A 15,910-nucleotide genomic window follows, 5' to 3' on the forward strand; every position below is an offset into this window, starting at 1 on the left:
GTCACCCGGGAGGTCAGATGTCGTACGAAAGCAGCGCTGAGCCGATCAAGGTCGGCTACCTGATGGACTTCAGGCTGCCGCCCGGTTTCCCCGAGGACCTGTTCGCGTCTTTCACCCGGACTTTCGATCTCATCTTCGAGGAGGCGGCCGCCCAGGGCCTGATGGACCGTCCGGTGCAGATGATCTATCGCGAGGTGGAGGGTCTGCCCAAGGGTTCGGTCAAGGCGGTGATCGACGCGTTTGGCGAATTGGTCGACGAGGGCTGCCTGGTGGTCTTCGGGCCGCACATCACCGACAACTGCGTCCCGACCCGCGAAGCGATCGAGGAGCGGTTCAAGGTGCCCGCGATCAGCGTCACCGGCACCGACGACTGGCTGGGCGAGTGGACCTTCGCCTTCCCCCAGGGATCGATGACCGATGAGCCGATCTTCCTGGCCGACCTCATCGGCAAACGAGGACTCGGCGAGATCGGCGTCCTGGTCGAGCAGAGCCTTATCGGCGAGAGCTACCTGAAGAACCTGCGAACCGCGTGCCGGCGCAAGGGCATTCGCATCGTGTCCGAGGTTTCGATCGCCCAGACGGCCCAGGACATCAACGCCGCGGTGCAGACGCTGCATGAAGCCAAGGCGGAGGCGATCGTGCACCTGGGATTCGGCTTCGGCATCGTCTTCATCAACCCCGCCCTCGAGAACCTCGGCTGGGATCCACCCCGGTTCACGACCACCGCTTGGCAGAACGCCTGGGTCAACCCGATCATGTGGAACGCGTTCATGGGCTGGACCGGTGTCGACCAGTACGACGAGGCGAACCGGATCGGCCAGCACTTCCTCGATAGCTACGCCGGGAAGTACAACAGCCGCCCCGAGTTCTGCGTGACCGTGGTGAACCGCGACGTCGCCGCGACGCTGGTGCGGGCCTTCACCGACGCTCATCCGCTGAGCCCGCGCGGCGTCAAGGAGTCGCTGGAGCGGGTCAAGATGATGCCCGCCGCCTCCGGCGCGCCCGGGACTCGGGTGTCGTTCGGGAAGTGGATCCGCCGGGCTTGGATGGGGTCCGGCTATTTGGTCGCACGAACTCTCGATGCCGACGGTGTCAACTCGCACTTGGTCGATCGCTTCGGAGAGGACGACTGATGCCCACAGAACAGTTCGCACCGCTGACCACGGAAGACAAACCCTCACCGGCTGAAGGCAAAAAGCGCGGCTGGGGCGGCTGGATAGCCGGGGCCGCTCTGGGCGCATTCGCTCTCTTCTTCATCGCGAATTGCCGTGTCGCCCTTGACCCGCGCGTCGCCAACCCGAATGTGCAGGGCCGGCCCGCCCGGTGAAGTTCATCTTCGGCCTGGACTACATCACCTTCCTGCACGTCGCCACGTGCATCATGCTGCTGGTGCTGCTGGTGGTGTTCATCAGGGGCTGGCGCCGCAATCCGGGCAGCCCGGCGATGTTGATGTTCCTGTGCACCACGCTGATCGTGTGGCAGGACCCGATCATGAACTGGTCCCCGTTCGCCGTCTACAACCCTGACCTCATCCACTGGCCGGAATCCTGGCCGCTCGTGTCGATTTCGCCGACCGTCGAGCCGTTCGTCGTGTTCGGCTACGTGATGTTCTATTTCGGACCGTATTTCCCGGCGGTCTGGATCCTGCGCAAGCTGCAGGCCAAATACGGTCCGCAGTCGTTCGTTTCGCGACACCCGTTGTGGAGCCTGGGCCTGCTGACCTGTACGATACGGTTTCGTATTCGATGCGTGGCTGGAGATTCAGCTCGTGCACGCGGGGATGTACATCTACTCGCAAGTGATCCCGTGGGGCTCGGTGTTCACCGGCACCACTTTCCAGTTTCCGCTGATCTGGGAGTCCTTCTCGGTGACCTTCGTGATGATTCCGGCGGCCATCCTGTGCTACCGAGACGACACCGGAAAGTCGATGGCCGAGAAGCTCACTGCGAAAGCCAAGGTCTTCCCTAGCCGTCCGGTGCTGGGCACCTTCCTGGTGATGTTCGCCATCATGAACGTGTCGTACTTCGCCTACGGCGCCTGGTTCTGGGTCATCAAGGCCAGTCATGCGGCGACCTCGGTCGCGTGCCCATGGCCGTACCCGGAGGCGAAAGTGTATGACCCGCAGTGCTATTACGAGAAGGCTGGCGCGAAAGGCCCATACTCGGTCGGCATCTGGTCGAGCTGGGCCAGCGGCGAACCGAACGGTCGGCCGCACGTCGAACCGCCGCCGCCGGGCCAGGGCCCCTGCGCGACCGCGGGCCAGCATGGGTGAGTCTCGTGCGGTCGTGATCACCGGTGCGTCACGGGGTTTGGGGTTCGCTTCGGCGGTCCGCCTCTACCGCGAGGGGTGGCGTGTGGTCGCGGCCATGCGCACACCCGAGAAGGCGATGCCGCTGCTGCGGCAGGCTATTCAGGATCAGGGGCTGCCACCGCCTGACGAGGATGGGCTGATCGGTGTGCAGCTGGACCTGACCGACGCCGCGTCGGTTTCCGCGGCGGCCAAGGCAATCGAAGAAGCCGTCGGGGCCCCCTACGCCGTGGTGCACAACGCCGGGATCTCCGCCGCCGGAATGGTGGAGGAGACCGATATGGCGCTGTGGCAGCGGATGTACGAGACGAATGTGCTAGGGCCCGTTGCGCTCACCCAGGCGCTGCTGCCGTCCATGCGTGCGGCCGGGGAGGGCCGAATTGTGTTGGTATCCAGCGCGGCCGGGGTGCGCGGTCAGCCGGCCACCGCGCCGTACTCGGCGGCCAAGGGAGCACTCGAGCGCTGGGGCGAGTCGATGGCATGCGAGATAGCGCCCTTCGGTCTGGGTGTCACCGTTTTGGTGGCGGGCACCTACGACACCGAGATCATCACCGATGCCGGCACCACCGACGATCGTAATTTCGCGGGGCCCTACGCGCGGCTGCACAACACGATGAACAGCCGCGGGCGCTTCGCGATGAAGATGGCGCGGCCACCCCGAGCGGTTCACCGACGGTTTGGTAAAGGCGTTGGACGACAACGGATCTTTTCGTCGTCGCGGTGTCGGGCCGGATGCATCAATGTTGTTGTTATCCAATCGGGTGCTGCCCGCCATCGGGATGCACCACATATCGCGAGTCATCTTGGGCATCCCCAAACAAGGCTCGATGCGCGGTGGGACATGGCCGTTGACGACGAGTCAAAAGGCGATGGTGCTCGCCGCACGCGTTCTTCCGCAGCCGGTGGTGCAGCGCCTGGCGTCGCTGGTGACCAAGCGCCGCAACGGAAATAAGGGGAATAAGGGGTAGGCATGGAGCAGCTTTTCGACGATCTGGAGGACTTCGGCGCCTTCGACGACGCGATCTCCGGTGACGTGCGTGACCCGTACACCGAGCTGGCACGGCTGCGCCACGAGGAACCGGTCCAGCGTCTCGAGACCTCGGGGGCGCTTCCACACGAGGAATCGCTGCCGATGTTTATCGTGTATCGCCACGAAGACATCCAGCAGATGTTGCGCGACAACGAGACGTTCTCCTCGGCGGCCGTCATCGCCGCGTTCGGTCCGGTGCTGGGGGAGGGCGTGATGTTGGGTATGGACGAGCCGGTCCACGGCCGGCTGCGCTCCCTGGTCTCAAAGGCGTTCTCGCAGAAGTCATTGGCGCGCTGGCAGGACGAGTTGGTCGGCCGCGTCGCGAACAGCCTGATCGACAACTTCGCTGCCAACGGCAAGGCGGATCTGGTCAAGGACTTCACCTTCGACTATCCGAGCCAGATCATCGCGGGCCTGTTGGGGTTGCCGGAATCCGACTACCCGCAATTCCAGCGGTGGTCGATTTCGTTGCTGAGTTGGCTGATGAACCCCGAGCGCGGGCTGGCAGCGTCGGCCGCCCTGTGTGAATACTTCGCCCCGATCCTCGAGGCCCGGCGCGCCGAGCCGAAGGAGGACCTGATCAGCGCGCTCGCTGCGGCCGAGATCGACGGCGAGAAGCTCGCGGACGAAGAGATCTTCTCGTTCCTTCGGCTGCTGCTGCCCGCCGGCGTCGAGACGACCTACCGGGCATTGGGCAGTCTGCTGTTGGCGCTGTTGTCGGATCCGGTCCAGTTGGCTGCGATCCGCGCCGACCGGTCGCTGCTGCCGCAGGCGATCGAGGAGGGCGTGCGCTGGGAATCGCCGTTGCTGACCATCACCCGGGTGGCGACTCGCGACACCGAACTCGGCGGCGTGGCGATCCCGGCCGGGGCGACGGTGATGCCGATGCTGGGTTCGGCGAACCGGCAGGAGGATCGCTACGACGACCCGAACACGTTCAACATTCACCGGCAGGCCAAGGCGAATCTGGGCTGGGGACACGGCGTGCACGTCTGCCTCGGCATGCACCTGGCCCGCCTCGAGATGCGGACCGCGATCAACCTGTTGCTCGACCGGCTGCCGAATTTGCGGCTGGATCCCGACGGGCACGACCCACACATCCGCGGGCAGGTTTTCCGATCGCCGACCTCGGTACCCGTGCTGTTCGACGCGCAGAGATAGGGGTGGTCATGGCGTCCGGCGGGCGTGCGGTAATCGCACTTCAGGGCCCTGCCCGCAGGTTGCTGGTTGCCAATCGGCTAGTTTCCAGTAAGGCTCTCCGCAGGGACGAGTCACAAGACATCGAACGCAAAGAGAGCTGAACAAAAATGGCTGGCACTGTAAAGGTCCGGTTCGAGCCGAAGATGATGATCGACGGCAAGCTCGTCGACGGCCAGGCCGGCACCTTCTCCAACATCAACCCGGCGACCGAGGAATCGCTCGGCGAGGTTTCGGACGCCTCGAAAGAGGACATGCACCGGGCCATCGACGCCGCCCGGCGTGCCTTCGACGAGACCGACTGGTCGACCAACAAGGAGCTGCGCAAGCGCTGCCTGCTGCAGTTGCACGAGGCCATCGAGTCCGAGATCGACGAGCTGCGCGAGGAGCTCATCCTCGAGGTCGGCTCGCCCCGGGCCATCACGTTCGGCCCGCAGCTGGACGCCCCGCTGGAAGACGGGCTGAAGTATCCCGCCCGCCTGATCGACGAGTACGCCTGGGAGACCGACCTCGGCGACAAGGTGATCAGCCTGACCGGCACGCTCACCACCCGCAAGGTGTGGCGCGAGCCGGTCGGCGTGGTCGGCGCGATCGTGCCGTGGAACTTCCCGTTCGAGGTCACCCTCAACAAGCTCGGCCAAGCGCTGGGCACCGGAAACACCGTGGTGCTCAAGCCCGCCCCCAACACCCCGTTCAACGCGAACCGGCTGGGCCGGCTGATCGCCGAAAAGACCGATATCCCAGCCAGTGTCGTCAACGTGGTCACCGCGTCGGATCACTTCGTGGGTGAGGAGCTGACGCTGTCACCCAAGGTCGACCTGATCTCGTTCACCGGGTCGACGGTGGTCGGCAAGCGGATCATGGAAAAGGGTGCGGCCACGATGAAGCGGCTGTTCCTGGAGCTTGGCGGCAAGTCGGCCACCATCGTGCTGGAGGACGCCGATTTCGGGACGGCCTGCATGGTCGGCATCGCGCCGTGCATGCACGCCGGTCAGGGCTGCGCCAACCCGACCCGGCTGCTGCTGCCGCGGTCGCGTTACGACGAGGGCGTGGAGATCCTCAAGAACATCTACGAGAACGTCACATGCGGCGACCCGCAGGACCCCGGAACGCTGTGCGGCCCAGTGATTTCGCAACGCCAGTACGAGCGGGTGACAGGCTACATCCAGAAGGGCGTCGATGAGGGCGCCACCGCGCTGGTCGGCGGTCCGGACGCTCCGACCGGTTTCGACAAGGGATATTATGTCCGCCCAACGCTTTTCACCAGCGTCGACAACAAGATGATGATCGCGCAGGAGGAAATCTTCGGGCCGGTGCTATCGGTGATTCCGTTCGACGACGAAGAGGACGCGATCCGAATCGCCAACGACAGCGTCTACGGGTTGGCGGGCAACGTGTTTGCCGGTTCGCTCGAGCATGCGCTGTCGGTGACCCGACGGATCAGGGCCGGCTTCATGGGTGTCAACGGCGGTGCCCCATACGGCGCCGACACACCTTTCGGTGGCTACAAGGAAAGCGGTGTGGGACGCCAGAACGGCATCGCGGGATTCGACCAGTACACCGAGATCAAGTCCGTGGCCTACCCCGCGGTCTGATCCGTTAGACACCGTGGCGGCAGGTGTTACCAGTCCGTCGCAGCGCTGCTGCACTGGGAAGGGCACGCCCGCCGACCCGCTCGACCTAACATTTGTTCTGGCCGTTGCGCCCGCGCGGGGTCCGTTGCGTGTGCGCTCAGGGCGGACTCCCTCGGCGTGTCGTCACCCGACCCGCGCACTCATCGCCGGGTGCATCAACGAATTCGCGTGCCCCATGACACCCCGCCCCGAGGTCCCCCAACCCCCTGGTTGACAATCGAGGCAAGACCGGAGTCAAAGGAGAAATAAATAATGCCTGAAGCTGTCATCGTCGAGGCCGTGCGCTCGCCCGTCGGCAAGCGCAACGGCGGTCTCTCCGGGGTGCACCCCGGAGAGCTGTCCGCGCAGGTGCTCAACGGACTGGCCACCCGCGCCGGCATCGACCCCGAGATCGTCGACGACGTGATCTGGGGCTGCGTGATGCAGGCCGGCGAGCAGGCTCTCGACATCGGTCGCACCGCGCTGTTGGCCGCGGGCTGGCCGGAGACGGTGCCGGGTGTGACCGTCGACCGCCAGTGCGGATCGAGCCAGCAGTCCATCCACTTCGCCGCGGCCGGCGTGGTGGCCGGCCACTACGACGTCGTCGTCGCCGGTGGTGTGGAGTCGATGTCGCGCACCCCGATGGGGGCATCTCTGGCCAACGGTGGGCGGCCCTACCCGGAGAGCTTCATCTCGCGCTACGACGGCAGGATCCCCAACCAAGGCCTCGGTGCCGAGATGATCGCCGAACAGTGGGGATTCGACCGCACCGCACTCGACCAATTCTCCCTCGACTCGCACGAAAAGGCCGCTGCCGCACAAGATTCCGGTGCATTTGACGACCAGATCGTGGGCATCAAGGACTCCGACGGCAACGTCGTGCTCAAGGACGAGGGCATTCGACGCGGCACCCCGATGGAAAAGATGGCCTCGCTGAAGCCGGCGTTCAAGGAGGACGGCGTGATCCACGCCGTCCTCGCAGATCTCCGACGGTGCGGCCGCGTTGCTGTTCATGTCCGCGGAGAAGGCCAAGGACTTGGGCCTCACACCAATTGCTAAGGTGCACACCGCAACCCTGGCCGGCGCCGACCCGGTCATCATGCTGACCGCGCCGATCCCGGCCACCCAGAAAGTGCTGAAGCGGTCCGGCCTGTCGATCAGCGACATCGGGGCATACGAGGTCAACGAGGCGTTCGCACCTGTTCCGCTGGCGTGGCTCAAAGACATCGGCGCCGACGAGAAGAAGCTCAACCCCAACGGCGGTGCGATCGCGCTCGGTCACCCGCTCGGCGGCTCCGGCGCGCGGATCATGACCACGCTGGTCTACCACATGCGGGACAAGGGGATTCGCTACGGCCTACAGACGATGTGTGAGGGTGGTGGCCAGGCCAACGCCACCATTGTGGAGCTCCTGTGACGGACGCTGACGGCGCTGCGCCGGCAGTACTCGTTGAGCGCCGCGGCAACGTGCTGGTCATTACCATCAATCGGCCGGAGGGGCGCAACGCGATCAACGCGGCGGTCAGCATCGGCGTCGGGGATGCGCTCGAAGAAGCGCAGCACGACCTCGACGTGCGGGCGGTGGTGATCACCGGCGCCGGCGACAAATCGTTTTGTGCCGGAGCTGATCTCAAGGCGATCGCCCGCCGGGAGAACCTGTATCACCCCGACCACCCCGAGTACGGCTTCGCCGGGTATGTGCATCACTTCATCGACAAGCCCACGATCGCGGCGGTCAACGGCACCGCCCTGGGCGGCGGCACCGAGCTGGCACTGGCCAGCGATCTGGTCGTCGCCCACGAGCTGGCGAAATTCGGTCTGCCCGAAGTCAAACGCGGACTGATCGCCGCGGCCGGCGGTGTCTTCCGCATCGTCGATCAGCTGCCCCGCAAGGTCGCGATGGAGCTGCTGTTGACGGGCGAACCGATGACGGCGTCCGACGCCTGGGAATGGGGCCTGGTCAACCAGGTCGTCAAGGACGGCTCGGTGCTCGACGCGGCACTCGCGATGGCGGCGCGCATCACCGTCAACGCGCCGCTGTCGGTGCAGGCCAGCAAGCGCATCGCCGCCGGCGTCGACGACGGCGTCATCACCGGCGACGAGATCGGCTGGAAGCGCACCGTGAACGAGATGCGCACCCTGATCCGATCCGAGGACGCCAAGGAAGGGCCGTTGGCGTTCGCCGAGAAGCGGGAGCCGGTCTGGAAGGCGCGCTAGCGCTAGCTCGCCAGAATATTGACCCCGAAGCGAAACAACCCGGGGAGGCGTTCACACATCGGCACGAGCGCACGCCGCGTCGCGCGCGGCGTGCTGGCTAGCACCACCGCCCGGGTGAGCAGCCGGTAGTTGCGGGTGACCCGGTGCCACGACGCCTCATAGGCCGCGGGTGTGTCGTTGACGATTGCGTCGACGGCCGCCGCGGCCTGCTTGACGGCGAGGCTGACACCCTCGCCGGTCAGCGCGTCCTCGTAGCCCGCCGCGTCGCCCACCAGCAGCACCCGGCCCGTGGTGCGGCGCGAGACGACTTGGCGCAGCGGGCCGCAGCCGCGTGGGTGCCCGCGGTCGGCGCCGTCGAGGCGCCGGGCCAGCCGCGGGAACCAGCTCAGGTCGGGCCGTCCCTGGGACAGGATCGCCACACCGACCAGATCCGGCTCCACCGGCGTCACGTAGGCCTCACCCAGCCGAGACCAATACACCTCGACGAACTCCGACCAGGCCGGCACCGTGAAATGCCAACGCACGCCGTACCGTCGCGGCTTCCCGGCCGTCACCTTGATGCCGACCGAGCGCCGCACCGTCGAGTGCAGTCCGTCGGCGCCCACCAAGTACTTCGCGCGGACACCGGCGGCGGTCACGCCGTGCGCATCCTGCTCGACATTTGTCACCTTGGTCCGGATCCATTCGGTGTCTTGCTCTTTCGCCCGTGCCTCGAGCGCGGCGTGCAGCGTGGTGCGCCGCACGCCGCGGCCCGGCCCGGTGCGAAACAGCGCCTCGGCGCGGCGCTGCTCGTCGAGGTAGGCGATGCCGCGAAACGGCATGCCGGCCGGGTCGACACCGAGTGACGTGAGCTCGGCGAGGCCGCCGGGCATCAACCCCTCGCCGCAGGCCTTGTCGATCGGGTCCTCGCGCGGCTCGGCCACGATGACCGAAAGCCCGTGCCGACGCGCCTGCAACGCCGTGGCGAGCCCACCGGGTCCGCCGCCGACGATCAGTAGGTCGGCGTCATAAGCCATGAGCGCCTCTCCTCATCGCTCCGCTCTGCATCGTCGCGGTGCGGCCGCTCATGTGTAACCCAATGCGGAGTTCTCCACCCGGATACGCACCGTCAGCAGAATCGCGTTGGCCACCGTGAACGTGGCCGCGGTCAGCCAGGCCGTGTGCACCAGCGGCAAGGCGATCCCTTCGGCCACCACCGCAACATAGTTCGGGTGGTGCAGCCACCGGTAGGGCCCCCGCCGCACCAGGGGCGCCTCCGGCAACACGATCACCCGGGTGTTCCACCGCTTGCCCAACGTGGTGATGCACCACCAGCGCAGTACCTGGCTGGCCACCGCGACCGCCAGCATCGGCCAGCCCAGCCAGCCGATGAACGGCCGGTGCAGCGCCCACGGCTCGACTAGGCAGCCGACCAGCAAAGCGGTGTGAATGACGACCATCACGACGTAGTGTGGCCGGCCAAACTCCTTGGCGCCCTGAGTGAAAGACCATTGTGCATTCCGGTTGGACAGCACCAGCTCGACGATGCGTTCGACCCCGACCGCAAGGATCAGCAGGTAGTACATGTCACCACTATCTCTTGCATCACCCTTTTGCGGCTACCAGGCCAGCAGAACGAGCTCGGAGCAGAATGCGGGTCCCATCGCGATCATCAGACCGAACGAACCGGCCGGCGGCGGATCCGCCAGGTTGGCCGCAAGCACGTCCAGCACCGAGACAGAGGATAGGTTTCCGTTGTTGCGCAACGAGTTTCGAGTCCGATCGAGGGCATCTGACGGCAGGTCCAGCACGTCTATCACCGCATCGATCACTGCCGGACCGCCGGGATGGCAGACCCAGCGAGAGATGTCCTGCGGTGTGAGCCCGTGATCGGCGAGGAATTTGCGGACATCGTCGCCCAGGTACTTCTGGGCGACGTTCACCACGTCCGCCGACAAGACGATCTGGAAGCCGTCACTGCCGATCTTCCAGCCCATGACCTCTTCGGTGTCCGGGTAGAGCCGGCTTCGGGTGGCCAACACCCGAGGGCCCCTGCGTTCGTCTCCGGTGCGTTCGGCGCCCTTGGTGACGACAGCGCCGGCGCCATCGCCAAACAGGCTGGTCGCAACCAGATTGGCCACCGAATTGTCCTCGCGCTGAATCGTCAGCGTGCACAGTTCCACCGCCAGCAGCGCGGCCACCTGGTCGGGAAACGCGCGTAGGTAGTCATGCGTGCGGGCCACCCCGGCCGCGCCCGCTACGCAACCCAGGCCGAACAACGGAACGCGCTTGACGTCCTCGCGTAACCCAATGCGGCCCGCCAGCCGTGCCTCGAGTGAGGGCACGGTGAGCCCGGTGACCGTCGTCGAAAAGATGATGTCGATATCCGACGGGTTGACCTTGGCTTCGTCGAACGCCCTCAGCAGCGCCCGCTCACCCAGTTCGAGCGCCACTTCGAGATAGGCCTCGTTCGCCTCGGTGAAACCGCTTAGCTGCTCCATGCGATCCATCGATATCGCGAGATGGCGGTGCTCAACGCCGGCAGTCAGAGCGAATCGCCTGAAGTGTGGGCCGAGGACGGTACTCAGCCTGTCAATCAGTGCTTCTTGTGGGTGATAGTTGTCCGGGAATTCCACTGCGGCCGCCGCGATCGATGGGTCCGTGTCCATGGTTGATGTGTTCAGTGCGACCGTGGCCGCACCGCCCCCTGTGATCTTGTTCATGTACTGACTTACGGTCCCGTAGGTTGGTTAGTTCAGCCTAACTCGCTGTGAGTATGACCACTGGTCATTCGGTGGCTTTCGGGTATTCGACCAGGCTTGTGTGCTCGCGGCTGGGTCGTTTGCGTTTAGCGGAGCGCGGTCCGGGATAGGGTCTGGGATATGCGGATTCTGGTCACCGGTGCCAGTGGCTATGTGGGATCACGTCTGGTTACGGCGTTGCTCGCGAATCGACACCAAGTGGTCGCCGCCACCCGAAACACCCAGCGGCTCAAGCGTTTCGGTTGGTACAGTCACGTTGCGCCGGTCGAGTTGGATGCCTCGGATCCGGTGTCGGCGCAGGCGGCGATGGACGCCGCGGGCCCGGTTGACGTGGTCTATTACTTGGTCCACGGGATCGGTCAGCCCGACTTCCGCGATGCCGACCGGGCCTCGGCCGCCAACGTCGCGGCCGCCGCCCGTGACGCCGGGGTGCGGCGGATCGTCTATCTGGGTGGCTTCGTCCCGGGCGACGAGGAACTGTCCGACCATCTGGCGAGCCGGGCCGAGGTCGCCGAGGCCCTGACGGTCCCCGACGGGCCGGAACTGGTGTGGCTGGGCGCGGCGGTGATCATCGGCGCCGGCTCGACATCGTTCGAGATGATGCGCTACGTCGGCGACCGGTTCCCGCTGCTGCCGGTGCCGAGCTGGATGGACAATCCGATCGATCCGATCTCCATCCGTGACGTGCTGCACTATCTGCTCGCCGCGGCGAACCCCGAGCGAGTGCCCCCGGGCGCCTACGACATCGCCGGCCCGGACACCACGTCCTATCGCGACCTGCTCAAGACGTACGCGCGGATCTCGGGCCGCTGGCACGCCGCGCTGCCGGTCGGCAGGGTCGACACCTCGCTGGCGTCACTGGTCACCGGGCTCGCGCTGCCGGTACCGCCGGGATTGGCCGGCGACCTGGTGGAATCGCTGGATCACCCGATGGTCGCCTCCAGCAGTGGCCTGCGTGGCCGGGTGCCCGACCCGCCCGGCGGCCTGCTGAGCGTCGAGGACGCCATCGGCCGGGCCTTGACCTCGAACGGCCGGCCCCCACCCGTCAACGCGCTGACCGATCCGCATCATCTCGCCGACACCGATCCCGGCTGGGCCGGAGGGGATGCGCTGCGCATCCGGAGGCTCGCGAGGGCGATCACCCCGCCCATCGCGCGTCCCACGCTCAAGCTGGTCAACATGGTTCCCGGCCCGGTCGCCGGGGCACTGCGAACCGGCCTCGACATCATGGTCACGCTCACCCCGAAGGTCCGTCCGGCATGAGCCAGGCGGCCAGCCCGTACCGCACCAGTGTGTTCTCCGAGCTGCGTCGCGCAGTCACCAATGTCGCTGTGCCACATCACGAGCCGCCGTCAGTGGCAAGACGACGCCGGGTCGTGGCCACGCTCACCCTGGTGATTGGCGCTGCGGTGCTTGGCTTTTCGCTGCGACGCGCGCCCGGCGATTCGGACTTCTACTGGCTGACCCTGGTGTTGGCGGCGGTGTGGATCGTCGGTGGCTTCCTTTCTGGGCCGCTGCATCTGGGCGGCATCAACTGGCGCGGGCGCAATCAGCGCCCGGTGATCAGCGGCACGGTGATCGGCCTGGCCCTCGGCGGCATCTTCGTGGCCGGCGGATTGATCGCCCGCGAAATCCCGGCCGTCGCAACCCTGATCGCGCGGGTGCTGCAGTACGCCCACCACGGCTCGTTCTGGCTGGTGGTATTGATCACCCTGACCAACGGCGTCGCCGAAGAGATCTTCTTCCGGGGCGCGCTCTACACCGCGCTGGGCCGTCGTGCGCCGGTGGCGATTTCGACTCTGCTGTACATCTGTGTCACCCTGGCTAGCGGCAACCCGATGCTCGGTTTCGCCGCGGTAATACTCGGCACCGTGTGCGCGCTGGAGCGCCCCGCAGCGTTTCGTAGTCGGCGCGGTCGACGGCCCGGCAATAGGCGGTCACGAGCCGGTGCAGTTCGTCGCGGTCAACCATTAGTGCCAATTTGGCTTCATCCACCACCTCGCCACGATAGCTCGGTGGTAATGCGCTGGTCGTCAGCGCCTTTCCGGTGAGTAGTCTGTCGAATGTGAAACTTTGCCTCGCTCAGGATCCCGAGGCCGACCAGCTGTTGGCCGACGATCCGCTGGCCTTGCTGATCGGGATGGTGCTGGATCAGCAGGTCACCTTTGAAACCGCCTTCGCGGGACCGAAGAAGATCGCGGACCGGATGGGCAGCTTTGACGCCGCCACGATCGCCGACTACGACCCGGACAAGTTCGCCGCGTTGTGCTCGGAAAAGCCTGCAATACATCGTTTTCCGGGGTCGATGGCCAAGCGCATCCAGACCCTGGCGCAGATCATCGTGGAACGCTATGACGGGGACGCGGCCGGATTGTGGACCGCCGGCGACCCGGACGGAAACGAGCTGTTGCGCCGCATCAAGGGGCTACCCGGCTTCGGCGACGTGAAGGCGCAGATCTTCTTGGCCCTGCTGGGCAAGCAGTACGGCGTGACGCCGAAAGGCTGGCGCGCGGCGGCCGGAGACTTCGGCAAGGCCGGATCGCACATCTCCGTCGCCGATATCGTCGATGACCAATCGATGGGCAAGGTGCGGGCGTACAAAAAGCAGATGAAGGCGGCAGCCAAGGCGGCTAAGTAGTAGGTCACCAGAAGGGAAGGGCGGCAACGTGAAGACACACCTGACGTGTCCGTGCGGAGAAGCCATCGTCGGCAAGGATGAGGACGAGTTGGTCGAGCTGACCCAGGCTCACCTGTCCAGCGTTCATCCGGGCCTGGAGTACGACCGCGACGCCATCCTGTTCATGGCGTACTGACGGGACGGCCTAGCGTCTGCGGCCGCGCCGAACGCTCGACGTCGAATGCCGCCACCGGTGCCCATACATAAGGCGAGGGTGTTGGTGGCTTTAGGGCACCACGGTCGAGCCGATGGTGGGCAGGAACTGGCACTGCTTTTCCTTGGTCGTGACCTGACCGAAGATCGTCGACATGATGCTGCCCGAACCGGTGTCGGCTATCCCGGTCAAGGTCGTAGGCCCGTCGGGATTGATGTCGGTGCGCGGCTGGAGCGTGACGGTGCCCGACTTGCCCGTGGTCAGGTTCACCCAGGTGACATTCAGCGGCAGCTTCTGCACCTCGGCGGGTCCGGGCGTGCCGACCGCGGTGAACACGTAGGCGGTCTGTCCGGCCTTCGGGCCGGGCAGCGGGATCGTGGCGGGCCCCGCCACCGACAACGCGGCTGCTAGCGCGTTACTGCCGTCGGCCAGGCAATTGCTGCCGATCGAGGGATACATGAAGTCCTGCGTAATAGGTGCGCCAGGTCCGAAACCCGGAGCCGCCGCGTCCGGCGCGGGCGCGCCCCCGGCAGCCGGTGCGGCCGCCGGTGTGGCGGCGGGTGCGGCGCCGGGTGCGGGAGCCGGTGCGGCCGCCGGGGTGGGAGCGGGTGCGGCCGCCGGTGTGGGTGCGGGACCCGGAGCGGCACCCGGCACGGGAGCATGCGGCGTGCCGGCCAGCGGGGCCGGACCCGCGGCGTGGGCCGGGTCGATGCCCGTCGGAAGGTGTGCCTGAGCGCCCGGCACGATGCCGACGCCGGGCACATGTTCGGCCGGGGCGGCGTCAGGCGCCGGAGCGGGCGCGCCGGGAAGCGGGGCACCCGGCTCCTGAACGAATTGATTCACCGACGCGGCCACATTCTTCGATTCGGTGGGCGCCGACGGGTTGTGAGCGAACGCCTGCGCGGCGGCCATCAACAGCTGTGTGGCTTGGTCGGGGTCGGTCGCCGCCTGCTGAATGATCGGACTCAGCTGCGACAACGCGGGCAGGCCGGGCAGCCCCGAGGCAACGTTGGGTTGCGGTGTCGGCTGCGGTGCCGCCGGATCGGCCGCCGCGCTCGGGCAAAACCCGAACGCGGCGGCCGATGCCGTCACGACAGCGGCCAAACCCTTGGACAGATTCCAATTGCTTGCCACGATGTCCTCCGGACCTTCGGTAGTGGATTAGCCGGTTAACGAACGGCTCAGGGAATGGCCGAGAGCAGTGACAGCGGCGCAGCCGGCGCGGGTGCGGCCGGTGCCGCCGGCGCCGCGGCGCCCGGGACGGCGCCCGTGGCCAGTGCCGGCAGGTCGCCCGGGAGCGACAGCTTCGGTGGCACATTCAGCGGCAGGCCGGGCAGTGCCGGCATGTTGACATTCGCCACGTTGGACAGCGGCGACGTTGCCGGTGCGGCGGCGGACGCGGGTGTCGTCGGCGACGTCAGTCCCGGGATCGAGCCCAGCCCGGGAATGGCCGAGCTTGCCGCGGGAGTGGCGGGCGCGGCCGGCGTGGTCTGTCCCAGCCCAGGGATCGAGCTGAGGCCGGGAATCGACGGGCTGGCCGCCGTCGGGGTGCTCGGCGTGGTCGCGGCCGGCGTGAGTCCCGGGATGGACGGGATACCCGCCGGGGCAGACGACGCGGGCGGCTGGGCGGCCGAGGCCAGGCCCGGGAACGTGATGCCGGGCTGGGCCGGAGCCTGCGGCGGCTGCGCGCCGAGGGCGGTGGCGAGGTTCTGCAGAATCTGCGGTGCGTTGGCCGCCGAAGCGATCAACTGCTGCGGGATGTTCTGCAGGCCGGGGTCGGGAACCGGCGCCGGGTCGGCGTGGGCGATACCGCCCGTGAGTAGGGCGGCGGACGAGCCGACGACGACGGCGGCGGCTTTCGCGAGAGTCCAGATGGTTGGCATTGCTCCCCCAAGGGATCGAAAACAGGTGACGGAGCCGAAGCTACTTTGATGCTGATGGGATTCAAGTGACACGTGTGGCATTTATTTGAT

General features: G+C 66.6%; 12 protein-coding genes and 4 pseudogenes. 11 read left to right on the forward strand and 5 right to left on the reverse strand.

Features of this window, described 5'->3' with window-relative positions; all coding sequences use genetic code 11:
- Positions 1-17 precede the first annotated feature (17 nt).
- From G6N54_RS24990 to G6N54_RS25020, 7 genes and pseudogenes are all read left to right on the forward strand, one after another.
- Complete coding sequence (locus tag G6N54_RS24990) at positions 18-1,133, forward strand: ABC transporter substrate-binding protein (protein WP_163792959.1); 1,116 nt, start codon at positions 18-20, stop codon at positions 1,131-1,133.
- Positions 1,133-2,272 (forward strand): annotated as a pseudogene (locus G6N54_RS24995) (spirocyclase AveC family protein). Before G6N54_RS24990 ends, G6N54_RS24995 begins: the two are co-directional and overlap by 1 nt.
- A pseudogene (locus G6N54_RS25000) lies at positions 2,265-3,276 on the forward strand (SDR family oxidoreductase). Before G6N54_RS24995 ends, G6N54_RS25000 begins: the two co-directional pseudogenes overlap by 8 nt.
- Before the next feature lie 2 nt (positions 3,277-3,278).
- A complete protein-coding gene (locus tag G6N54_RS25005; protein WP_163792961.1) occupies positions 3,279-4,499 on the forward strand; it encodes a cytochrome P450 in 1,221 nt (406 codons plus the stop codon).
- Positions 4,500-4,645: 146 nt separating this feature from the next.
- Positions 4,646-6,130 carry an aldehyde dehydrogenase family protein gene (locus tag G6N54_RS25010; protein WP_163792963.1) on the forward strand — a complete coding sequence of 495 codons (1,485 nt, stop codon included), beginning with the start codon at positions 4,646-4,648 and terminating at the stop codon, positions 6,128-6,130.
- Positions 6,131-6,421: 291 nt separating this feature from the next.
- Positions 6,422-7,565: pseudogene (locus G6N54_RS25015) on the forward strand (thiolase family protein).
- A complete protein-coding gene (locus tag G6N54_RS25020) occupies positions 7,562-8,365 on the forward strand; it encodes a crotonase/enoyl-CoA hydratase family protein (RefSeq protein ID WP_163792965.1) in 804 nt (267 codons plus the stop codon). Before G6N54_RS25015 ends, G6N54_RS25020 begins: the two are co-directional and overlap by 4 nt.
- A 2-nt stretch (positions 8,366-8,367) precedes the next feature.
- Here G6N54_RS25020 and G6N54_RS25025 read toward each other — a convergent pair whose 3' ends face one another.
- Genes G6N54_RS25025 through G6N54_RS25035 form a run of 3 tightly spaced genes read right to left on the reverse strand, consistent with a single transcriptional unit; the run spans position 8,368 to position 11,013 of the window.
- Positions 8,368-9,381 carry an NAD(P)/FAD-dependent oxidoreductase gene (locus G6N54_RS25025; protein ID WP_163792967.1) on the reverse strand — a complete coding sequence of 338 codons (1,014 nt, stop codon included), beginning with the start codon at positions 9,379-9,381 and terminating at the stop codon, positions 8,368-8,370.
- A 48-nt stretch (positions 9,382-9,429) separates the two neighbouring features.
- Positions 9,430-9,930, reverse strand: coding sequence for an isoprenylcysteine carboxyl methyltransferase family protein (locus G6N54_RS25030; protein WP_163792969.1), 501 nt, complete (start codon positions 9,928-9,930; stop codon positions 9,430-9,432).
- A 33-nt stretch (positions 9,931-9,963) separates the two neighbouring features.
- A complete protein-coding gene (locus tag G6N54_RS25035) occupies positions 9,964-11,013 on the reverse strand; it encodes a type III polyketide synthase (RefSeq protein WP_163792971.1) in 1,050 nt (349 codons plus the stop codon).
- A 213-nt stretch (positions 11,014-11,226) separates the two neighbouring features.
- Here G6N54_RS25035 and G6N54_RS25040 point away from each other — a divergent pair, with 213 nt between their 5' ends.
- The 4 genes and pseudogenes from G6N54_RS25040 to G6N54_RS25055 all read left to right on the forward strand — a co-directional run bounded on the left by G6N54_RS25040 (position 11,227) and on the right by G6N54_RS25055 (position 13,919).
- Complete coding sequence (locus G6N54_RS25040) at positions 11,227-12,369, forward strand: NAD(P)H-binding protein (RefSeq protein ID WP_163792973.1); 1,143 nt, start codon at positions 11,227-11,229, stop codon at positions 12,367-12,369.
- Positions 12,366-13,004, forward strand: a pseudogene (locus G6N54_RS25045) (CPBP family intramembrane glutamic endopeptidase); the annotation flags it as partial. The gene G6N54_RS25040 and the pseudogene G6N54_RS25045, both read left to right, overlap by 4 nt.
- A gap of 167 nt (positions 13,005-13,171) precedes the next feature.
- Positions 13,172-13,744, forward strand: coding sequence for an HhH-GPD-type base excision DNA repair protein (locus tag G6N54_RS25050; protein ID WP_163792978.1), 573 nt, complete (start codon positions 13,172-13,174; stop codon positions 13,742-13,744).
- Positions 13,745-13,772: 28 nt separating this feature from the next.
- The gene (locus G6N54_RS25055; protein WP_084163488.1) at positions 13,773-13,919 is read left to right on the forward strand and encodes a DUF1059 domain-containing protein; all 147 of its coding nucleotides are present in this window, start codon (positions 13,773-13,775) and stop codon (positions 13,917-13,919) included.
- 90 nt (positions 13,920-14,009) lie between these two features.
- Here the strand turns inward: G6N54_RS25055 and G6N54_RS25060 are convergent, their stop codons facing one another.
- Positions 14,010-15,071, reverse strand: a complete 1,062-nt coding sequence (locus G6N54_RS25060) for an Rv1157c family protein (RefSeq protein WP_163792980.1) — start codon at positions 15,069-15,071, stop codon at positions 14,010-14,012.
- A 47-nt stretch (positions 15,072-15,118) separates the two neighbouring features.
- Entirely contained in the window at positions 15,119-15,820 is a 702-nt protein-coding gene (locus G6N54_RS25065) for a hypothetical protein (RefSeq protein ID WP_179969124.1), read from the reverse strand.
- Between the last annotated feature and the right edge of the window lie 90 nt (positions 15,821-15,910).

This window comes from Mycobacterium stomatepiae (assembly GCF_010731715.1).
Taxonomy (GTDB): Bacteria; Actinomycetota; Actinomycetes; order Mycobacteriales; family Mycobacteriaceae; genus Mycobacterium; species Mycobacterium stomatepiae.